Annotated in this window: 15 protein-coding genes; 1 reads left to right on the top strand and 14 read right to left on the bottom strand. The window is 68.3% G+C overall.

Annotation, left to right across the window (positions count from 1 at the left end):
* Positions 1-7 precede the first annotated feature (7 nt).
* Genes YM304_RS22245 through YM304_RS08265 form a run of 5 tightly spaced genes read right to left on the bottom strand, consistent with a single transcriptional unit; the run spans position 8 to position 6,323 of the window.
* Positions 8-2,131: a hypothetical protein gene (locus YM304_RS22245; protein WP_015441214.1), complete on the bottom strand. Its 2,124-nt coding sequence runs from the start codon at positions 2,129-2,131 to the stop codon at positions 8-10.
* A gap of 51 nt (positions 2,132-2,182) precedes the next feature.
* Complete coding sequence (locus YM304_RS08280) at positions 2,183-3,457, bottom strand: CinA family nicotinamide mononucleotide deamidase-related protein (protein WP_015441213.1); 1,275 nt, start codon at positions 3,455-3,457, stop codon at positions 2,183-2,185.
* Positions 3,454-4,014: a CDP-diacylglycerol--glycerol-3-phosphate 3-phosphatidyltransferase gene (pgsA, locus tag YM304_RS08275; protein ID WP_015441212.1), complete on the bottom strand. Its 561-nt coding sequence runs from the start codon at positions 4,012-4,014 to the stop codon at positions 3,454-3,456. The genes YM304_RS08280 and pgsA overlap by 4 nt, the downstream gene beginning before the upstream one ends.
* Positions 4,014-5,339 carry a 30S ribosomal protein S12 methylthiotransferase RimO gene (rimO, locus tag YM304_RS08270; RefSeq protein ID WP_015441211.1) on the bottom strand — a complete coding sequence of 442 codons (1,326 nt, stop codon included), beginning with the start codon at positions 5,337-5,339 and terminating at the stop codon, positions 4,014-4,016. The genes pgsA and rimO overlap by 1 nt, the downstream gene beginning before the upstream one ends.
* A 9-nt stretch (positions 5,340-5,348) precedes the next feature.
* The gene (locus tag YM304_RS08265) at positions 5,349-6,323 is read right to left on the bottom strand and encodes a helix-turn-helix transcriptional regulator (RefSeq protein WP_015441210.1); all 975 of its coding nucleotides are present in this window, start codon (positions 6,321-6,323) and stop codon (positions 5,349-5,351) included.
* 62 nt (positions 6,324-6,385) lie between these two features.
* Between YM304_RS08265 and YM304_RS22235 the strand changes: the two genes are divergently transcribed.
* Positions 6,386-7,048, top strand: coding sequence for a TIGR03086 family metal-binding protein (locus tag YM304_RS22235; protein ID WP_051071363.1), 663 nt, complete (start codon positions 6,386-6,388; stop codon positions 7,046-7,048).
* Here the strand turns inward: YM304_RS22235 and YM304_RS08255 are convergent, their stop codons facing one another.
* The 9 genes from YM304_RS08255 to dapA all read right to left on the bottom strand — a co-directional run bounded on the left by YM304_RS08255 (position 7,049) and on the right by dapA (position 16,698).
* Entirely contained in the window at positions 7,049-7,546 is a 498-nt protein-coding gene (locus YM304_RS08255; RefSeq protein WP_015441208.1) for a GNAT family N-acetyltransferase, read from the bottom strand.
* The gene (locus YM304_RS08250; RefSeq protein ID WP_015441207.1) at positions 7,543-8,487 is read right to left on the bottom strand and encodes an SMP-30/gluconolactonase/LRE family protein; all 945 of its coding nucleotides are present in this window, start codon (positions 8,485-8,487) and stop codon (positions 7,543-7,545) included. Before YM304_RS08250 ends, YM304_RS08255 begins: the two co-directional genes overlap by 4 nt.
* Before the next feature lie 17 nt (positions 8,488-8,504).
* Positions 8,505-9,458 (bottom strand): isopenicillin N synthase family dioxygenase, encoded by a 954-nt coding sequence (locus YM304_RS08245; RefSeq protein ID WP_015441206.1) that lies wholly within the window; start codon positions 9,456-9,458, stop codon positions 8,505-8,507.
* Between the two features lie 16 nt (positions 9,459-9,474).
* Positions 9,475-12,066, bottom strand: coding sequence for an FtsK/SpoIIIE family DNA translocase (locus YM304_RS08240; RefSeq protein ID WP_041298125.1), 2,592 nt, complete (start codon positions 12,064-12,066; stop codon positions 9,475-9,477).
* Between the two features lie 62 nt (positions 12,067-12,128).
* Complete coding sequence (locus YM304_RS08235; RefSeq protein WP_015441204.1) at positions 12,129-13,067, bottom strand: AAA family ATPase; 939 nt, start codon at positions 13,065-13,067, stop codon at positions 12,129-12,131.
* A gap of 21 nt (positions 13,068-13,088) precedes the next feature.
* Positions 13,089-13,622 (bottom strand): hypothetical protein, encoded by a 534-nt coding sequence (locus YM304_RS08230; protein WP_015441203.1) that lies wholly within the window; start codon positions 13,620-13,622, stop codon positions 13,089-13,091.
* Positions 13,619-14,029: a YidB family protein gene (locus YM304_RS08225; RefSeq protein WP_015441202.1), complete on the bottom strand. Its 411-nt coding sequence runs from the start codon at positions 14,027-14,029 to the stop codon at positions 13,619-13,621. Before YM304_RS08225 ends, YM304_RS08230 begins: the two co-directional genes overlap by 4 nt.
* 28 nt (positions 14,030-14,057) lie before the next feature.
* A complete protein-coding gene (locus YM304_RS08220; RefSeq protein ID WP_231897636.1) occupies positions 14,058-15,815 on the bottom strand; it encodes a ribonuclease J in 1,758 nt (585 codons plus the stop codon).
* Complete coding sequence (gene dapA / locus YM304_RS08215; RefSeq protein ID WP_015441200.1) at positions 15,808-16,698, bottom strand: 4-hydroxy-tetrahydrodipicolinate synthase; 891 nt, start codon at positions 16,696-16,698, stop codon at positions 15,808-15,810. Before dapA ends, YM304_RS08220 begins: the two co-directional genes overlap by 8 nt.
* Positions 16,699-16,702 lie beyond the last annotated feature (4 nt).

The raw sequence follows: 16,702 nt of genomic DNA, 5'->3' as shown, positions 1-16,702 counted from the left end.
TGCTGCGTCAGACGTTCGTGGCGGCCTGAACGCCCGCATCACCGGGCGTCGAACCGGGTCCACCAGGCCCGCTCGCTCCCTCGATGAACTCGGCGTCGTCGAAGATCTGGTCGGCGCCGGTGAGGTCGAACCACCCGTACGACGCTCCGCCGTCGGCCCCGACGCCTTGCGCAGCCGCCGCTCCCGACGCTGCTGCGCCGCCCGATCCGCCGTTGCGTGCCGACCCGGCCGAGCCGTCGCCGCCTGCGAGTCCGCCTCGACCGCCGCGTGCTCCGACGCCGCCACCGCCGCCGCGGATCGTGGTCGCCGAGATCTCGACGATGTCGACGTTCGACGTCAACATGCCGTACGACGGGCCACCGGCACCGCCGCCACCGGCACCTCCCTGCCCGCCGGCGCCACCGCCTCCCGCGCCGCCGCCGTCGCCACCATCGGCCAGGACTCCGTCGACGCCACGGCCACCGCTTCCACCGTCACCACCGTCGCCGGCGGCCGGGGCGTCGCCACCCACGCCGCCGTCACCGCCGCGCCCTGCGGCGATCAGCGACTCGCGGATGACCAGTCGATCGACGTCGACGACCCACAGGCCGAGCGACGCACCGCCGCCACCACCACCGGCGGCTCCCGGGGTGCCGCCGGCGCCCGCGCCGCCACCACCGCCACCACCACCGGCGACGAGCAGCGGACCGAATCCGCCGCCGCCACCCGATCCGCCCGTGCCGGGCTCACCGTCGGCGCCGGGCTCGCCCGTGGCGCCTGCCACCACGCCGTCACCCTCGGTTCCGACACCCCCGTCGCCGCCCACGCCACCGGTGCCGCCGTCGCCACCCGACCCGGGCTCGCCCACGCGTGTGTCGATCGTGCCGCCTGCGCCGCCATCCGGTGCCGCCGATCCGTTGCTCGTCTCGCCACCTCGGCCGCCGTCGCCACCGGTCTGGGCCGCGGTCGCTGCTGCTCCCCCGTCGCCGGGTTCGCGCCCTGCCGCGTCGTCACCATCATCACCGGCGTCACCGGCGTCGCCGGCTGCCTCGCCCGAGGCACCGTTTCCGCCGCGACCGCCGTTGATCGTCGAGCGCTCGATGTACACCTCGTCGGCTCGGTCGACCGCGACGCCGACGCTGACGGCACCCGCCGCTTCCCGGCCCGCTGGACCGCCGTTGCCGGCGACGACGCGGCTGTCTTCGATGTGGATGACGTCGCCACCGTCGATCACGACCGCCTGCGAGGCGGTGTCGTCGGGTCCGCTCCGCGAGGTCACCTCGATCGCCGACAGCCAACGATCGTCGTTGCCGGTGATCCGGATCGCGGTCGTGGCCCCGTCGATGACCGCTCGGTCGGCGACGTTGCGATTCCAGCGTTCGTCGAATCCGCCGTACAGGCTCATGCCATCGCCGAGTTCGATCGTGTCGGACCCCTCGTCGTACACGCCGACGCTGCGGATGTAGACATCGCTGCCGGTGGCGGCCGCGGTGGCCGCGCGAATCGTCTGGTACGGACGCTCGCGGGTGCCGTCACCGGCGTCGTCGCTGCCGCGTTCGCCATCGACGAACACGGCCGCCTCGATGTCTTCGAAGACGCGCACGATCACCCGATCGGTGGCTGGTTCGTCGTCGGCACGCTCGATCTCGAGGTCGAACGCGATCGTGCCGACGAAGTTCGGCGCACCGAACGACACCGGCGAACCTCCGAGCGCACCGACTCCCGCCGTGACGTCCGGCCCGCCGATCTGCACCCAGCGGACGGATTCGGCGTCGACCGACGCATCGAGATCGACGGCTTCGAGAGTGACGACCTCCCCACCGCTGGCGTCGACATCGGGTCCGGCATCGGCCTCGATCACCGGCGGCAACGTCGTGGTCGTGGTGGTCGTCGTCGTGGTGGACGTGGTGGTGGTCGACGACGTGGTGCTCGTGTCGACCACGGGCACCGACGTGGGTGACCCCGTGTCGGACGTGGCCGTCGAGTCGCCCGACGGGCGGGTCGCCGCGAAGGCGATCACGCCGATCAGCAGCACGAGCGCAGCGGCGATCGACAGCCCGATCACGATGTTGCGCTGGCGACGCTCGGCATCGGACATCGCGGGCGGCGCAGGAGGGTTGGGAGGTGGCGGCGAGCCGGGGATGTTCGTCATGTCACGTCGTTCCTGGTCAGAACGGTAATCAGCATCCGGGCCGAAGCCACGTCACCCGAGTGGCAGATGGGTGTCGAGCGCCGTGCGCAGCATCCCGAGGGCGGTGATGACCGAGAACTGGCGCATCTGGTCGCGGAGCCCCGGCAAGCGGACCTCGTGGACTTCGTCGAACCCCGGGCCGCTGATGCCGACGAAGAGCGTCCCGGCCCGTCGCCCCTCCTGTTCGCCCGGTCCGGCGACGCCGGTCAGCGAGAGCCCCACATCGGCACCGACCGCTGCGCGGACGCCGTCGGCCATCTCCCGCGCGGCCGATGCCGTGACGACGGGCCCCGGGCTGACCCCGAGGACCTGCTGCTTGACGGCGGTCGCGTAGCTGATGATGCCACCGAGGAAGACGTCGCTCGAGCCCGGTACCCCGGTGAGTCGTCCGCCGACGAGACCTCCGGTGACCGACTCGGCAACGGCCAGGCTGAGCTCGCGCCGGCGACACTGCTCGAGCACCACCGACTCCATGGTGTCGTCGTCGACGCCGAACACGATGTCGCCGATCTCGACACGGAGCCGCGCTTCCCACTCGTCGAGCTGCGCCCGACAGGCCTCGATCGTGGCCGCCTTGGCGGTCAGCCGAACCTTGAGCCCTTCCCAGCCCGACGCGAGGAACGCCAGCGTCGGCACGTCGCCACCGCCGTCGAGTTCGGCGATCACGTGGTCGAGTCGCTCGTTGAGCCCGCTCTCCGATTCGCCCCAGGTGCGCAGCACCCGGCTGGCGATGACCGATCGCTCGCCGCTGCGTTCGAGCAGGTCGGGCAGGATCGAGCGGTGGAACATCTCCTTCATCTCGTGCGGCACCCCCGGCACCGCGTAGATGACCTTGGGGCGACCGAAACTCGAGATCGGGCAGATCAGCCCCGGAGCGGTGCCACGCGTCTGAGCGATGATGTTCGCCCCGACCGGCACCATCGCCTGGCGCAGGTTGTTGCCGGCCATGCGACGCCCTCTCGACTCGAACAGGACGCGAATCACCTCGGCGACCGCTTCGTCGAGCACGAGGTCGACGCCCATCACCGCGGCGATCGCCTCGCGTGTCAGGTCGTCGTGCGTCGGGCCGAGGCCGCCGCACATGATGACCGCGTCGACATCGTCACCGTCGGCCGACAACAGCCGGTCGAGCTGCGAGATGATGCGGTCGACGTTGTCGCCGACCTTGACCTGCACCAACGAGTCGACCCCGCCCGCGGCCATCTCGCCACCGAGCCAGGCGGAGTTCGAGTCGATGATCTGCCCCAGCAGCAACTCGGTTCCGACGGCGAGAACGCCGACGTTCATCGAGCGGGCTCGGGCACTCGCTCGGGCGCTGGACGTCCGGCGTGCCAGAGGTACTGCGCTCCACTGACGAGCGTGAGCACGACGGCGATCCACAGCAGACCGAGCCACAACCAGGTCGCGTCGACCGCGGTCCACGGCATGATCGCAAAGGCGACGGCGAACTGCTGCACGACGGTCTTGTACTTGCCCATCCGGCTGGCGGGCACGCTGATGCCCTTGCCGCTCTTGATGATGCGATAGCCGCTGATGAGCAGTTCGCGTCCGGCGATGATCGCCACGGGGACGAACCAGAACACGTCGTGGGCGACGAGCGTGAACATCGCGCCGAGCACGAGCACCTTGTCGGCGAGGGGGTCGAGGAACGCTCCGACGGCGGTGGGGCCGCGACGACGGGCGATGTAGCCGTCGATGCCGTCACTCGAACAGAGCACGAACCAGAGCAGGAACGACCACCACGAACCGGTGCCGTCTTCGGGAATCGCCAGGAAGACCAGCGGCGCGAGCAGGATCCGCGTCGCCGTGATGGCGTTGGCCCAGCTGTTGATCGACTCGACCATCAGACGTCCTCGCGGTCGGCCCCTGCAGCGACGAGATCGGGTCCGAGCGCATCGATGATCTCGACCTCGACGAGTTCTCCCACGGGTTCATTCTGCCCGATGTGGATCACACCGTCGATCTCGGGCGCCTCGCGATGGCTGCGACCGACTCCTTGCTCGTCGACGAGCACCTCGAGTGTCTGGCCGATCATCGCATCGCCACGAGCTGCGGTGATCTCGTCTTGCAGCTCGCGCAGCTCGGCGAGCCGCTCGTTCATCAGTCCCTCGTCGACGTGCTGATCGAGATCGGCGGCGTAGGTGCCTTCCTCATCGCTGTACTTGAAGAAGCCGCACCAGTCGAGCTGTGCCTGTTCGACGAAATCGAGCAGCTGGTCGTGGTCTTCCTCGGTCTCGCCGGGGTAGCCGACGATGAAGTTGGAGCGGAACGCTGCGTTGGGCTCGCGCTCGCGGATGTCGCTGATGCGGTCGAGGAAGCGCTGCCCGTCGCCCCAACGGCGCATGCGGCGCAGCAGCGGCTTGCTGACGTGCTGCAACGACAGGTCGAAGTACGGCACGCCGGTTCGACAGATCGAGTCGATGAGTTCGTCGGTCAGGTCGCTCGGGTACAGGTACAGCAAGCGGACTCGATCGACCTCGGCGGCGACCGCGTCGATGAGCGGGACGATCGAACCGGCACCCAGCTCGTCGGGTCGGTCTTTGCCGTACGAGGCAAGGTCTTGCGCCACGAGCACGATCTCGCGAGCGCCGGTCTGGTTGACCTCGTCGACGATCGACGACACGTCACGGCTGCGCTGCGGGCCGCGGAAACTCGGGATGGCGCAGAAGCCGCACGACCGGTCGCAGCCTTCGGCGATCTTGACGTACGCCCACGGCGCCACCGTCTTGGGACGCGGCAGGTTCAGGAGGTCGAACGCGGGCAGCGGCACGCTCGACACCGGGATGAGCTTGCGCTGAGGCGCCTCGTGACCGGCCGGCACCTCGGAGCCGTCACGCTGCGCCGGGGTGAGGTTGAACGCCTGGCCGAACCCGGCGACCTGGTCGACCTCGGGAAGTGCCTCGGCGAGTTCGTCGCCGTACCGCTCGGCCATGCACCCCGTGACGACGAGCTTGCTGGCCTTCGAACGTTGCTCGTCGAGCGCGAGGATCGTGTCGACCGATTCCTGACGGGCCTCGCCGATGAACGCACACGTGTTCACCACGACGAGGTCGGCGAGCGACGCGTCGTCGGTCGCGACCATGCCGTCGGCGACGAGCGCCCCGACCAGTTTGTCGGAGTCGACATCGTTCTTGGGGCAGCCAAGCGTCTCGACATAGAACCGTTGCACCTGATCACGCTATCTCTCAGCGGCACCGACGAACCGTGACACCAGTTGCCGGCCGATCGCAGCGAGCCGGCTCGTCAGTTCGGCGGGCGGGTCGACGAGGTCGATCGCATGCATCACGCCGGCGATCTCGGCCGCCAACACCTCGGCGTTCCACGCTCCGATCGTCACCGAGGAACGACCGGTGCCGACGGCACCGTGCACCACGGTCTCGACGCCGAGCGCTCGGAGCGCCGGGATGATCTGGTCGTCGACGACCGCCGAGGCCACGACACGCGTCGACTTCTCGATGTAGCTGATGGTGATCGATTCCCACGCCGCAGCGAGGTCGAAGTCGGGTGGTCGATCGAATCGCCGATCGGTCGACTCCAGGCCGACGATGCGATCGACCCGGAACGATCGCTGCCCGGCCACGGTCATCGCCAGCAGGTACCAGTAGCCCTGTTTGACGACCAGACCGAGCGGATCGATGTCTCGCTGCGACACCCCTTTGCGCGGCGTGTCGTAGGTGAGCACGACCGTGTGCTGGTCGATCACGGCCTGCTGGAGCGGTTCGAGCCATTCGTCGCGTCGCGGCTCGACGAGGAGCGAGGCGTCGCGATTGCCCCAGCTCGTCGAGTCGGCGACCACCGACGCCATCACCTGCTCGGTCTCGACGCGAATCGGTTCGGGGAGCGCTTGGGTGAGCTTGCGCATCGCGGAGGTGAATTCGGGTGTGGCCTGGCCCGTCGCCGCCGCCATGGTCAGCAATGCCCGAGCCTCGGCCGACCGGAACCCGGTGAGATCGGTGCGAGCACCGCCGATCAGCTGCCACCCTCCGCCTCGCCCCTGCTTCGAGTACACGGGAATCCCGGCGACGCTCAGCGCATCGAGGTCGCGACGCGCTGTCCGCTCGCTGACCTCGAGTTCGGCGGCCACTTCGCTCGCGGTCACCGTGCCGCGCGCTTGAAGCAGCAGCAGGGTCGCCACGAGTCGATCGGCACGCATGCGTTCATCTTCTCACGCAAACCGGTCAGACGTTGACCGGTTTGAGAGCGCACGATGCCCTCATGACCAACACACCCATCACCAACGCCAGTACGAAGCAGATCCGCATCGAGTACACCGACGGCGCTCCGCTCGCCGCCGACGACCCCCGAGGAGCGATGGCTCGGGCCGTACAGGCCGCTCGCGCCGTGCTGGCCCAAGTCGACGCCGACAACGCCGCCAACCCCACGCCGTGCTCGGAATGGACTGCACTCGAACTCGCTCAGCACATCGTGGCGGTACTCGACCGAGCGGCCGCCGGGCCCACCGACCGCGACGTGCCCTCGATGCCGCTGCTCGCCGACGTTCCCCTCGATCGGCTCGACGAGGCTGCGCTGGCGGCGGCAGAGCGCATCCACGCCAACTGGACCGACGACAGCATCCTCGATCGCCCGATCGTGGTGCCGTGGGGCGAGTTCCCCGGAGCCGTCGTGATCGGCGTGTACGCCGGCGAGACCATCGTGCACGCGTGGGACCTCGCCGTGGCGATCGGCGTCGACCTCGACTGGCCGGAGGCCGACGTCGCAGTTCACTTCGAGATGTCGAAGGCCGGCATTCCCGAAGACGGACGCGGCCCCGAGATGCCGTTCGACCCGGTGTTCCGCCCGGGCGACGACGCGCCGCTGATCCACCATCTCGTCGGCTGGCAGGGTCGCGAGGTCGATCGTTGGATCGCGGCGAGATGATCAGATCTCGCCGGCGAGGATGCTCCACACGTGAGCGTCGTGGAACTCGCCGTGCAGGAGGAGGCTGGAGCGGGCCACGCCTTCGTGGGTCGCTCCGGCCTTCTCGGCCACTCGGCGAGACGCGTGATTGCGCGTCGACATCTTGATCTCGAGACGCTGATACCCGGCCTCGCGGAGCCCGAACTCGGCGACGAGTCGCGTCGCCGCCGTGGCGAGACCATTGCCCGCACGGTCGGTCCGCACCCAGTAGCCGAGGTTGGCCGACCGGTTGAGTTCGTCGACCCCGTTGAGGCCACAGGTGCCCACGAGCACTCCGTCGTCGTCGACGATCGCGAAGCGGTACGGGTCACCCGTCTCGCCACGAATCCAGGCGAGTGCCATCGCCTCGTCGTAGTCGGCTGACGCCCACGGCATCCACGGCAAGAGTTCGGCGAGCGACGCCTGCACCGCCGTGGCCACGGCGACCGCGTCGGCATCGACCGGCTGCCGGAGCCTCACATGTGCGCCAGTCGCAGACCGCGACGCGGCCACGGGGTCGACACGAGGCGGCCGGTGCTCGACAGGGTGATGTAGGCGGTCTGCAGTTCGTCGCCGCCGAAGCAGACGTTGGTGGTGATCAGGTCGCCGGTGGCGTGGTGTTCGATCTGCGAACCGTCGGGAGAGATGGCGGTGACGCCACCGTTGATCAGCGTCGCCACGCAGACCCACCCGTCGGCGTCGACACCGAGCGAGTCGAGCAACTGATACCCCGGCAGGCCGTGCAGCACGATCGAGGTGTCGAGCGGCGCCGCCGCTTCGAGCACACCCGGCGACGTGACCGTGCGTTGGAACACCCGCCCGGTGTGGGTTTCGGCCCAGTAGAGCGTCGAGCCGTCGGGCGACAACCCGATGCCGTTGGGGGCCTCGGTCGGGAACACGGCTTCGGAGATGTGCGAGCCGTCGCACTTCGCGTAGTAGATGCCGGTCAGATCGGAAGTGCGCGCGACGTTGTCGCGCAGCCCGTGATCGGTGAACCAGAATCCGCCGTGCCCGTCCATGACGATGTCGTTGGGCGCACGGAGCGGTCGTCCGTCGCACGCGGTGTAGAGGTCGGTCACCTCGCCGGTCTTGACGTCGACACGCTGGATGCGCCCGCCGATGTATGCGGCCGGGTCGAACGGACCGGGGAAGGTCATCCCCATCACGTCGGCCGGCGTGAACGCTCCGCCGTTGTTGCACACGAACACCGAGCCGTCGGGGCCGATCGCTGCGCCGTTGGGTCCGCCCGGGATCTCCGCGATCGTGTCGGTCGACCCGTCGGGATGCACGCGGGTGAGGCGTGGACCGAACATCTCGACCAGGATCACCGTGCCGTCGGGCATCGCGATCGGCCCTTCCGGAAATCGGAGACCGGTGGCGATCTCCGTGAGTTCGGGCTGGAGTTCGACGAGTTCGCTCATACCCACATGCTTACTGGTCACGGCGACTCGGTCACGGTCGAACGGAACTTGGCCAACAGGTGTGCGCCCGCCAGCACCGGATCGTGGAGCGCCCGACCGCCCGGTTCGACGATGCATTCGACCCGGGCATCCCAGTTGGCGTTGTGGAAGAACGGCATGGTCAACCGGCGACGCGCTCCCCCGTCGGGCGGAACCACCACGCGGTGCATCGTCGAGCGCCAGCGGTCGTTCGTCCACCGTTGCATGAGATCGCCGAGGTTGATCACCAGCGCACCGTCGGGAGCGTCGACATCGACCCACTCGCCCGTCGGCGATTCGACCTGCAGCCCCGGTTCGTCGTCGAGTCGGAGGATGGTGAGGGTGCCGTAGTCGGTGTGCGCTCCGGCTCGAAAGCTTCCGGGCGGAGCGGGCTCGGCGAGCGCCGGGTAGTGCGCGAGTCGAAGCGCCGAGCCGTGCCGATCGACGAACGGGTCGAACCATCCCGGGTCGAGATCGAGCGCCACGGCGAACACGCTCATGAGCCGTGACGACAGCGACGACATGGCGTCGTAGTACGCCTCGATCGCCGGACGGAACGCCAGCAGCGCCGACGGCCACAGATTGGGGGCGTACACCGCCCGCTCGTCCGGGTCGGTCATGTCGGCGAGCGGGCGGGGCGGTGCATGGACCGGCCCGATGTTCATCGTCTCCTTGAGATCGGCCGGGGCGACGCCGCCGATCGAACGGTTGAGCGCCTCGGCGCTGAACGGCCGGTATCCGTACGGGTAGCTCACGTCGTCGGGCTCGGCCTCGGCGCGGTCGACGAGCGGAAGGTCGAAGAACGCGAGGGCGAGGCGGTGAGCCTCGGCGATCAGCTCCTCGGGCACGCCGTGACCGACCACCGAGAAGAACCCGACCTCACGGCACGCCGTGTCGACCGCAGTGCCCACCTCGCCGATCGGCCGGCGCAGGTCGATCAACGGAACGCTCATGTCGTCGGGCGACCGGTCAGAGCTGACCGTTCTGCGCGAGGAGTTCGTACTCCTCGACGGTCATCAGCACCGCACGGGCTTTCGAGCCTTCGCTCGGGCCGACGACGCCGCGCGTCTCGAGCAGATCCATGATGCGGCCGGCGCGAGCGAAGCCGACCTTGAGCTTGCGCTGCAGCATCGACGTCGAACCGAGTTGGCTGCGCACGACGAGTTCCATCGCCTGACGCATCATCGCCGTGTCTTCGTCTTCTTCACCGGCGGAGAATGCATTGGCGTCGGACGTGAGATCGAGGTTGCCCATGCCGCCGGGTGACGCGGACGGTGCCGGCGGGGTGAGTGCCGGTGAACTCATCGCGGCGGGCGGCTCGGCACCGGGTTCGGCTTCGATCGCCGCCGACGTGACGGGCTCGGGTGCCTGCGTGCGCCAGTGCTCGACGACGTCGCGCACCTCTTCTTCGGTGATGAACGCACCTTGAATACGGTTGGGTACCGACGAGTTGCCGGGCAGCAGCAACATGTCGCCCTTGCCGACGAGCTTGTCGGCACCGGGCTGGTCGAGGATCACTCGTGAGTCGGTGAGGCTCGACACCGCGAACGCCATGCGCGCCGGGATGTTCGCCTTGATCACGCCGGTGATGACGTTGACCGACGGGCGCTGCGTGGCCACGATGAGGTGGATACCCACCGCACGGGCCTTCTGCGCGATGCGGGTGATCGACTCCTCGACGTCGCGAGCAGCGACCATCATCAGGTCGTTGAGCTCGTCGACGACGATGACGATGTACGGCATGTACTCGTAGACCGGCGGACCGTCGGGGTCGGTGCCGGGCGGGTCTTCGATCTTGCCCGCCTTGAACGCCTTGTTGTAGCCGAGGATGTCGCGGTAGCCGATCTCGGAGAGCACGTCGTAGCGCCGCTCCATCTCCTTGACCGCCCACCCGAGCGCGTTCGCCGCCTTCTTCGGGTTGGTGACCGGCTGGGTCAGCAGATGCGGCAGCCGCTGGTACTGCCCCATCTCGACCTGCTTGGGGTCGATGAGGATCAGGCGGACGTCGTCGGGAGTCGTGCGCATGAGCAGCGACGTGATGATGCAGTTGATACCGCTCGACTTACCCGCACCGGTGGCACCCGCGATGAGCATGTGCGGCGTGGCGGCCAGGTCGAGCATGACCGCCTTGCCCTCGATGTCTTTGCCGATCGCCACTTCGAGCGGGTTGGTCGCCCGCTGCGCCTCGTCGGACACGAGCAGGTCGCCGAGCGCCACGAGTTGGCGCTGATGGTTCGGTACCTCGACGCCGATCGCCGAGCGGCCCGGAATCGGCGCCAGGATGCGCACGTCGGTGGCCGCCATCGCGTACGCGATGTCTTTCTGGAGGTTGGTGACCTTGGCGACCTTGACGCCCAGGCCGAGCTCGAGTTCGTAACGCGTCACCGTCGGGCCGACGGTCATGCCGATCAGTTCGGTCTCGACGTTGTGCGACTCGAGCGACTGCTGGAGTGTGACCCCGCGGGCTTCGATGGCCTTGCGGTCGACCTTCTGCTCACCGGCGCGCACCAGATACTTGATCGGTGGGAGGATCCAGTCGCCGACCTGTTCACCGTCGAGCGGCTTGTTGCCGGCTTTCGACGAACCGGTCGACAGCTTCGGCTTCGATGCCGCCCGTTTGCGCTTGGGGGCCTTGTCGGCGTCGTCGTCGGCGAAGTCGTCACCGAAGTCGAAGAGCTTCGGGCCGCTGTCGCCCGACGTGGCGAGCGCTTCGCCGGCGACGCCCGCAGTACCCGGGCCGAGCGACTGCTGATCGAAGACCTGGGTCGTGTCGATCTCGCGGCTGTCGTCACGGTCGCTGGTGAGCGTGGTGATGTTGCCGAGGCCGGAACGAGCGGCGCGTCCGAGCGGACGGATGACGGCGTTGACGAAGCCACCGGTCTGCGTCGCCATCGTGCGCAGCGACGTCTGCGTGACCAGCATGAGCCCGCCGATCAGCAGCGCGCTCAGCACCACGACCGCTCCCGGTGTGGCGATGAGCGCCATGAGCGGTTCGGACACGGCCGCGCCGATCAACCCGCCCCACTCTCCGAAGCGATCGAACCCTTCGGCGTCGTCGTTGCGGCGCACGATGTGGATGAGGCCGAGCACGGTGACGCTCACGACCGTCCAGGCGATCGCGAGGCGAATCGGGTTGTACGAGCGCCCGCGCCGCACGAGCGCCACGCCGGTGGCGACGAGCACGACGGGGACGGCGAAACGGCCGATGCCCGTGAACCAGCCGATGAGGGTCTCGACACCGCGGCCGAGTGGCCCGGCGAGGTCGAAGTAGACCGCGAGGGCGACGAGCACGCCGATGCCGATGAGTCCCAGCCCGATGAACTCGCTCTCGCGCCCGCCGACCGCCGTACGCAGCTCGTCTTCGGCGCGCGAGCGACCGCGGGGAGTGGCCGGCGGCGTCTCGTCGCGCACCGCTCCACGGCCGGACGACTTCGACGACTTCGACGTACGGGAGGTCTTGGCGGTCTTGGCCGACGGATTCACACGCGTCGAACGCTTGCCACCGGACTTACCACCCGATTTGCCGGACGATTTCTTCCCATCTGGGCCCCACGTAGACATGACACCGCAACCGTACCAATGCCGTGTCACGCAGAGGGGAACACCTGCGCGATCTCTGTGGCTCAGTCGGCAGCGGCGGAGCGGAGGTCGTCGGCCGTGAGCGTGCGCAGGGTGAGGCGGTCGAGCGCCGAGCCGAGTTCGTGTTCGAGCCGCAGCGCCTGCCGTTGCGTGGCACGCTCGAACAGCGTGCGAGCGAACCGGGCGTTGCCGAACCCACGGGCACGCCGCGCCTGATCGAACACGGCAACCAGCGTCGGGTCGGCGTCGGGGGCGATCACGTAGTCGGCATCGGACGCATGGCGCCGGATGATCTCGACCAGTTCGTCGTTGCGATAGTCGGGGAACGCGATCTCACGGGCGAAACGGGAGCGCAGGCCCGGGTTCGACGCCAGGAACTGCTCCATCAGGTCGGGATATCCGGCCACGATCACCACGAGGCGACCGCGATGGTCCTCCATCCGCTTGATCAGCGTTTCGACGGCTTCGGCGCCGAAGTCGAGGCTCTTCGGCCCCGGCGGGGTGAGTGCGTACGCCTCGTCGATGAACAACACGCCGTCGAGCGCCCGGCGAATCGAACGATTGGTCTTCATCGCCGTGTGGCCGACGTACTGGCCGACGAGTCGAGCCCGATCGACCTCGATCAGATGCCCGGAGCGGAGCAGGTCGAGGGCCCCGAACATCTCGGCCACCAACCGGGCGACGGTGGTCTTGCCCGTACCCGGGTTGCCGGTGAACACCAGGTGATGCGACGTGTCGATGGCGGCGAGGCCGTGCTCGCTGCGCTTCTGCTGGACCCGGATCTTGGCGCTGAGCGCGTCGATCTGCTCCTTGACCGAGTCGAGGCCGATGAGTGCATCGAGGTCGGCGCGCACCGCTTCGGGGCTTCGGCTGGTGCGTTCGCGGCGTCCACCGAGTTCGTCACGCCGGTCGGCGATGCGCCGGCTCACCGTTTCGGTGGCTTCTCGCGCTCGTCGAGCGAAGTCTCGGGGTCCCGACATCATGACGACGGTATCGACACCGGCTCAGATCGGGTCGACGGAGACGATCTGACCATCGCCGGTCACGACGATGTCGAGCAGTCCGCCGACCTCCGAACGGCCGGCGACCACGTAGGTGGCCCCGAACCCGTCGCCGTAGACGCTCACGGCGTTGATCGCGGTGTTGGGCAACTCGTCGGCGAAGCGCTCGGCGACGAGGCCCCCGTCGATGTCGACGTCTGACGCCGCGAACGTGTGCCCGTTCGCTCCGGTCTGCTTGGGTGCGGGCGGCTGGAGTTCGCCGTCGATGAACAGGTACGGCACGACGGCCGTTTCGTCGTCGACGGCCACGAAGATGTTCGTGAGCTGGGGATTTGCGGTGATCTCGAAGTACCGCTGCGACGCACCGAGCTCGGCCTCGACGGCGGCGATCGCGGCATCGATGTCGTCGACGAACTCCGCTTCACCCGCGACGCCCGCCGACACGATCGCCGAGTCGTCGACGGCCGGCTCGTCGCTGCTGCATGCGCCGAGCGCCATCAGCGCGGCGGCCGCCACGGCGAGACGGCCGAGTCTCACTTGCCCAGGATCGAGCCGAGGTCGAAGCCCTTCAGCGACTTGGCGATGTTGCCGGTCGGCAGGTTGCCACCGGGCGACATCTTGTCGACGAGTCCGGGAATCATGCCCGCGAGGCCCGATTTGGCCTCGTCGCGCGACACGCCGGCATCGCGGGCGATGCGATCGACCTGGTCGGCGCCGAGCGCCTGCTCGACCTCATCGGGGTCGAGGGGCTCGTTGGCCCCCGTGCCGACCCAGCTGTTGGCCTTGTTGCCGAGGCCGGCACCGGTGAACTTGCCCAGCAGACCGCCGAGCCCGCCGATCGCGCCGCCCTTGAGCAGCATCGGCATGAGCGAGTCGAGCAGTGCATTCCCCGACTTCGGCGCCTTGCGTCCGAGCAGTCCGCCAACGATGTCCATGAGTCCCATGGCCGCGACGCTATCGAGATTCGGCGATCTACGTCTCCATGACGACGGGCACGATCATCGGGCGACGCTTCGTGCGCTCGCTGACGAACTTGCCCGTGGCACGGCGAGCTTCACGCTCCAACTGCTCGACGTCACGGATGCCGTCGGCCAACGCCTTCTCGAGCGCCGCTGCGACCGTGTCACATGCTTCGTCGAGCAGGTCTTCGGCTTCGGGAGCGTAGACCCAGCCGCGAGTGATGATCTCGGGGCCGACGAGGACCTTGCCGGTCTGCACGTCGACCGTGGCGACCACGACCACGACGCCTTCTTCGGCGAGCTTCTGACGGTCGCGCAGCACACCGCGGCCCACGTCGCCGACGATGCCGTCGACGTAGAGGTAGCCGCTGGGTACACGACCGACCGGAGCGAGGCCGTCGTCGGTGAGTTCGAGCACGTCGCCGTCTTCGCACTGGATGATGCGATCGCGAGGAACGCCCATGAGCTCGCCGAGGTTCGCGTTGGCGACCATGTGGCGGTACTCGCCGTGGATCGGCACGAACCACTCCGGGTTGACGATCGACAGGTAGGTCTTGATGTCGTCGGCCTGCGCGTGGCCCGTGGCGTGCACGTCCATGATGCCGGAGTGGATGACCTCGGTGCCGAGCCGCAGGAGCCCGTCGATGACCTTGTTGACGTTGCCTTCGTTGCCGGGGATGGCGTGGCTCGACAGCACCACCGTGTCGTTCGGGCCGAGCTTGAGGAACTTGTTCTCGCCGCGCGCCATGAGGCCGAGCGCCGACATCGGCTCACCCTGCGAACCCGTCGAGATCACACAGATCTCACCCGGGTCGTACTTGTCGATGTCGCCGATGTCGATGATCGACGACTCGGGCAGGTTGAGCACGTTGAGATCGAGGCCGAGGCGCACGTTCTTCTTCATGCTCAAGCCGAGCGTGGCGACCTTGCGGCCGTCTTCGATCGCCGCGGAGGCGATCTGCTGGATGCGGTGCAGATGGCTGGCGAAACTCGCCGTGATGATCCGCTTGTCGCGGTGCTCGGCGAACAGTCCGCGCAGCACTCCGCCGACGCTGGTCTCGCTCGGCGCGAACCCGGCTTCTTCGGCGTTGGTCGAGTCGGACATCAGCAAACGGATGCCTTCGGTCTTGGCGAGTTGACCGATGCGAGCGAGGTCGGCGCGTCGGTCGTCGACCGGTGTGAGGTCGAGCTTGAAGTCACCGGAGTGCAGCACGACGCCCTGCGCCGTGTGCACGGCGATCGCGTGCGCGTGCGGCACCGAGTGCGTGACCGGGATGAACTCGACGAGCAGCGAGCCGACGTCGATCTGGTCGCCGTCTTCGACGGGCCGACGGTCGATCTTGCCGAGCAGGCCGGCTTCCTCGATCCGGCTGCTCGCCAGACCGAGCGTGAGCTTCGACCCGTAGACCGGGAGCTTCTCGCTGCGGAGTCCGCCGATGCCGTCGCCGTCGCGCATCAGGTACTGGATCGCGCCGATGTGGTCTTCGTGGCCGTGCGTGAGGACGATGCCCTGAAGTCGCTCGGCGTTGTCTTTGAGGTAGCTGAAGTCGGGCAGGATCAGGTCGATCCCGTGCATGTTCGCGTCGGGGAACATGAGCCCGCAGTCGATCAGCATGATCGTGCGGTCGGGGTCGTCGGCGGCGCCCTGTTCGATCGCCATGCAGTTGCGGCCGATCTCACCGAGCCCACCGAGGAAGATGATGCGGACCGGGGTGTCGGCATCGAGCGGTGCCGTCATCGGTTGGATTCGGGACTTCTTCGAGTCAGCCACGGGCTGCCACCAATCGTTCGTAGACATTCTTGGCCAGGTCTTCCAATCCCTCCGGGGCAGGGCCCATCGGGAGTCGTGCTTCACCGACCGCGTGTCCGAGCGTGCGCAACATCGCCTTCGCCGGAATCGGGTTGGGGATGTCGTCGCTCGTCTCGAACGCGTAGCTCTCGAGTTGGCGGGCGTTGATCGAGCGGGCAGCGGCAGCGTCGCCGCGTTCCCACGCATCGAACATCTCGACGTGATCGGGTGCGCACCAGTGGGTGGCGACGCCGATCGCACCGACCGCTCCCACCGCGAGCAGCGGCAGCGTCATCGGGTCGTCTCCCGAGTACACCTCGAAGTCGGCGGGCGTCTCGTCGATCACCGCTGCCGTCTGACCCGGATTGGCGGCTGCGTCCTTGAGCGCCACGATGTTGGGCACCTCGTTCGCGAGTTTGACGATGACGCCACGGTCGATCGGCCGGCCGGTGCGCTTCGGGATGTCGTACAGCACCACCGGCAGGTCGGTGTTGTCGGCGATCGCCCGCATGTGGGCGTCGATGCCGGCCTGCGACGGGCGGCTGTAGTACGGGCACACGGCGAGGATTCCGGCCACGCCCAGCTTCTCGGCTTCACGAGTGAGGCCGATGTCGTGCAGCGTGTTGGAGCCCGTGGTGCCGGCCACCACCGGCACGGTGACCGCGCCGACGACCGCTTCGAACAGGGCGAGCTTCTCGTCGATCGACAACACCGCGGACTCGCCCGTCGTCCCGGAGACGACGAGCCCTTCGTTTCCTTGTTCGACCAGCCACTTGGCCAGTTCGACCGTTGCGTCGAGGTCGAGTGCCCCGTTCTCGTCGAAGGGGGTCACCATTGCCGTCAGCACACGTCCGAAGCGTCCCATCAGG

It is taken from the genome of Ilumatobacter coccineus YM16-304, assembly GCF_000348785.1.
In the GTDB taxonomy this organism is placed as follows: Bacteria; Actinomycetota; Acidimicrobiia; order Acidimicrobiales; family Ilumatobacteraceae; genus Ilumatobacter_A; species Ilumatobacter_A coccineus.
This window is presented reverse-complemented; position numbering and strand designations above follow the sequence as displayed.

Coding starts and splice junctions, on each gene's coding strand:
- YM304_RS22245 (WP_015441214.1), bottom strand. CDS start 2,131: ATGACGAACATCCCCGGCTCGCCGCCACCTCCCAACCCTCCTGCGCCG.
- YM304_RS08280 (WP_015441213.1), bottom strand. CDS start 3,457: ATGAACGTCGGCGTTCTCGCCGTCGGAACCGAGTTGCTGCTGGGGCAG.
- pgsA (WP_015441212.1), bottom strand. CDS start 4,014: ATGGTCGAGTCGATCAACAGCTGGGCCAACGCCATCACGGCGACGCGG.
- YM304_RS08265 (WP_015441210.1), bottom strand. CDS start 6,323: ATGCGTGCCGATCGACTCGTGGCGACCCTGCTGCTGCTTCAAGCGCGC.
- YM304_RS22235 (WP_051071363.1), top strand. CDS start 6,386: ATGACCAACACACCCATCACCAACGCCAGTACGAAGCAGATCCGCATC.
- YM304_RS08250 (WP_015441207.1), bottom strand. CDS start 8,487: ATGAGCGAACTCGTCGAACTCCAGCCCGAACTCACGGAGATCGCCACC.
- YM304_RS08245 (WP_015441206.1), bottom strand. CDS start 9,458: ATGAGCGTTCCGTTGATCGACCTGCGCCGGCCGATCGGCGAGGTGGGC.
- YM304_RS08240 (WP_041298125.1), bottom strand. CDS start 12,066: ATGTCTACGTGGGGCCCAGATGGGAAGAAATCGTCCGGCAAATCGGGT.
- YM304_RS08235 (WP_015441204.1), bottom strand. CDS start 13,067: ATGATGTCGGGACCCCGAGACTTCGCTCGACGAGCGCGAGAAGCCACC.
- YM304_RS08225 (WP_015441202.1), bottom strand. CDS start 14,029: ATGGGACTCATGGACATCGTTGGCGGACTGCTCGGACGCAAGGCGCCG.
- dapA (WP_015441200.1), bottom strand. CDS start 16,698: ATGGGACGCTTCGGACGTGTGCTGACGGCAATGGTGACCCCCTTCGAC.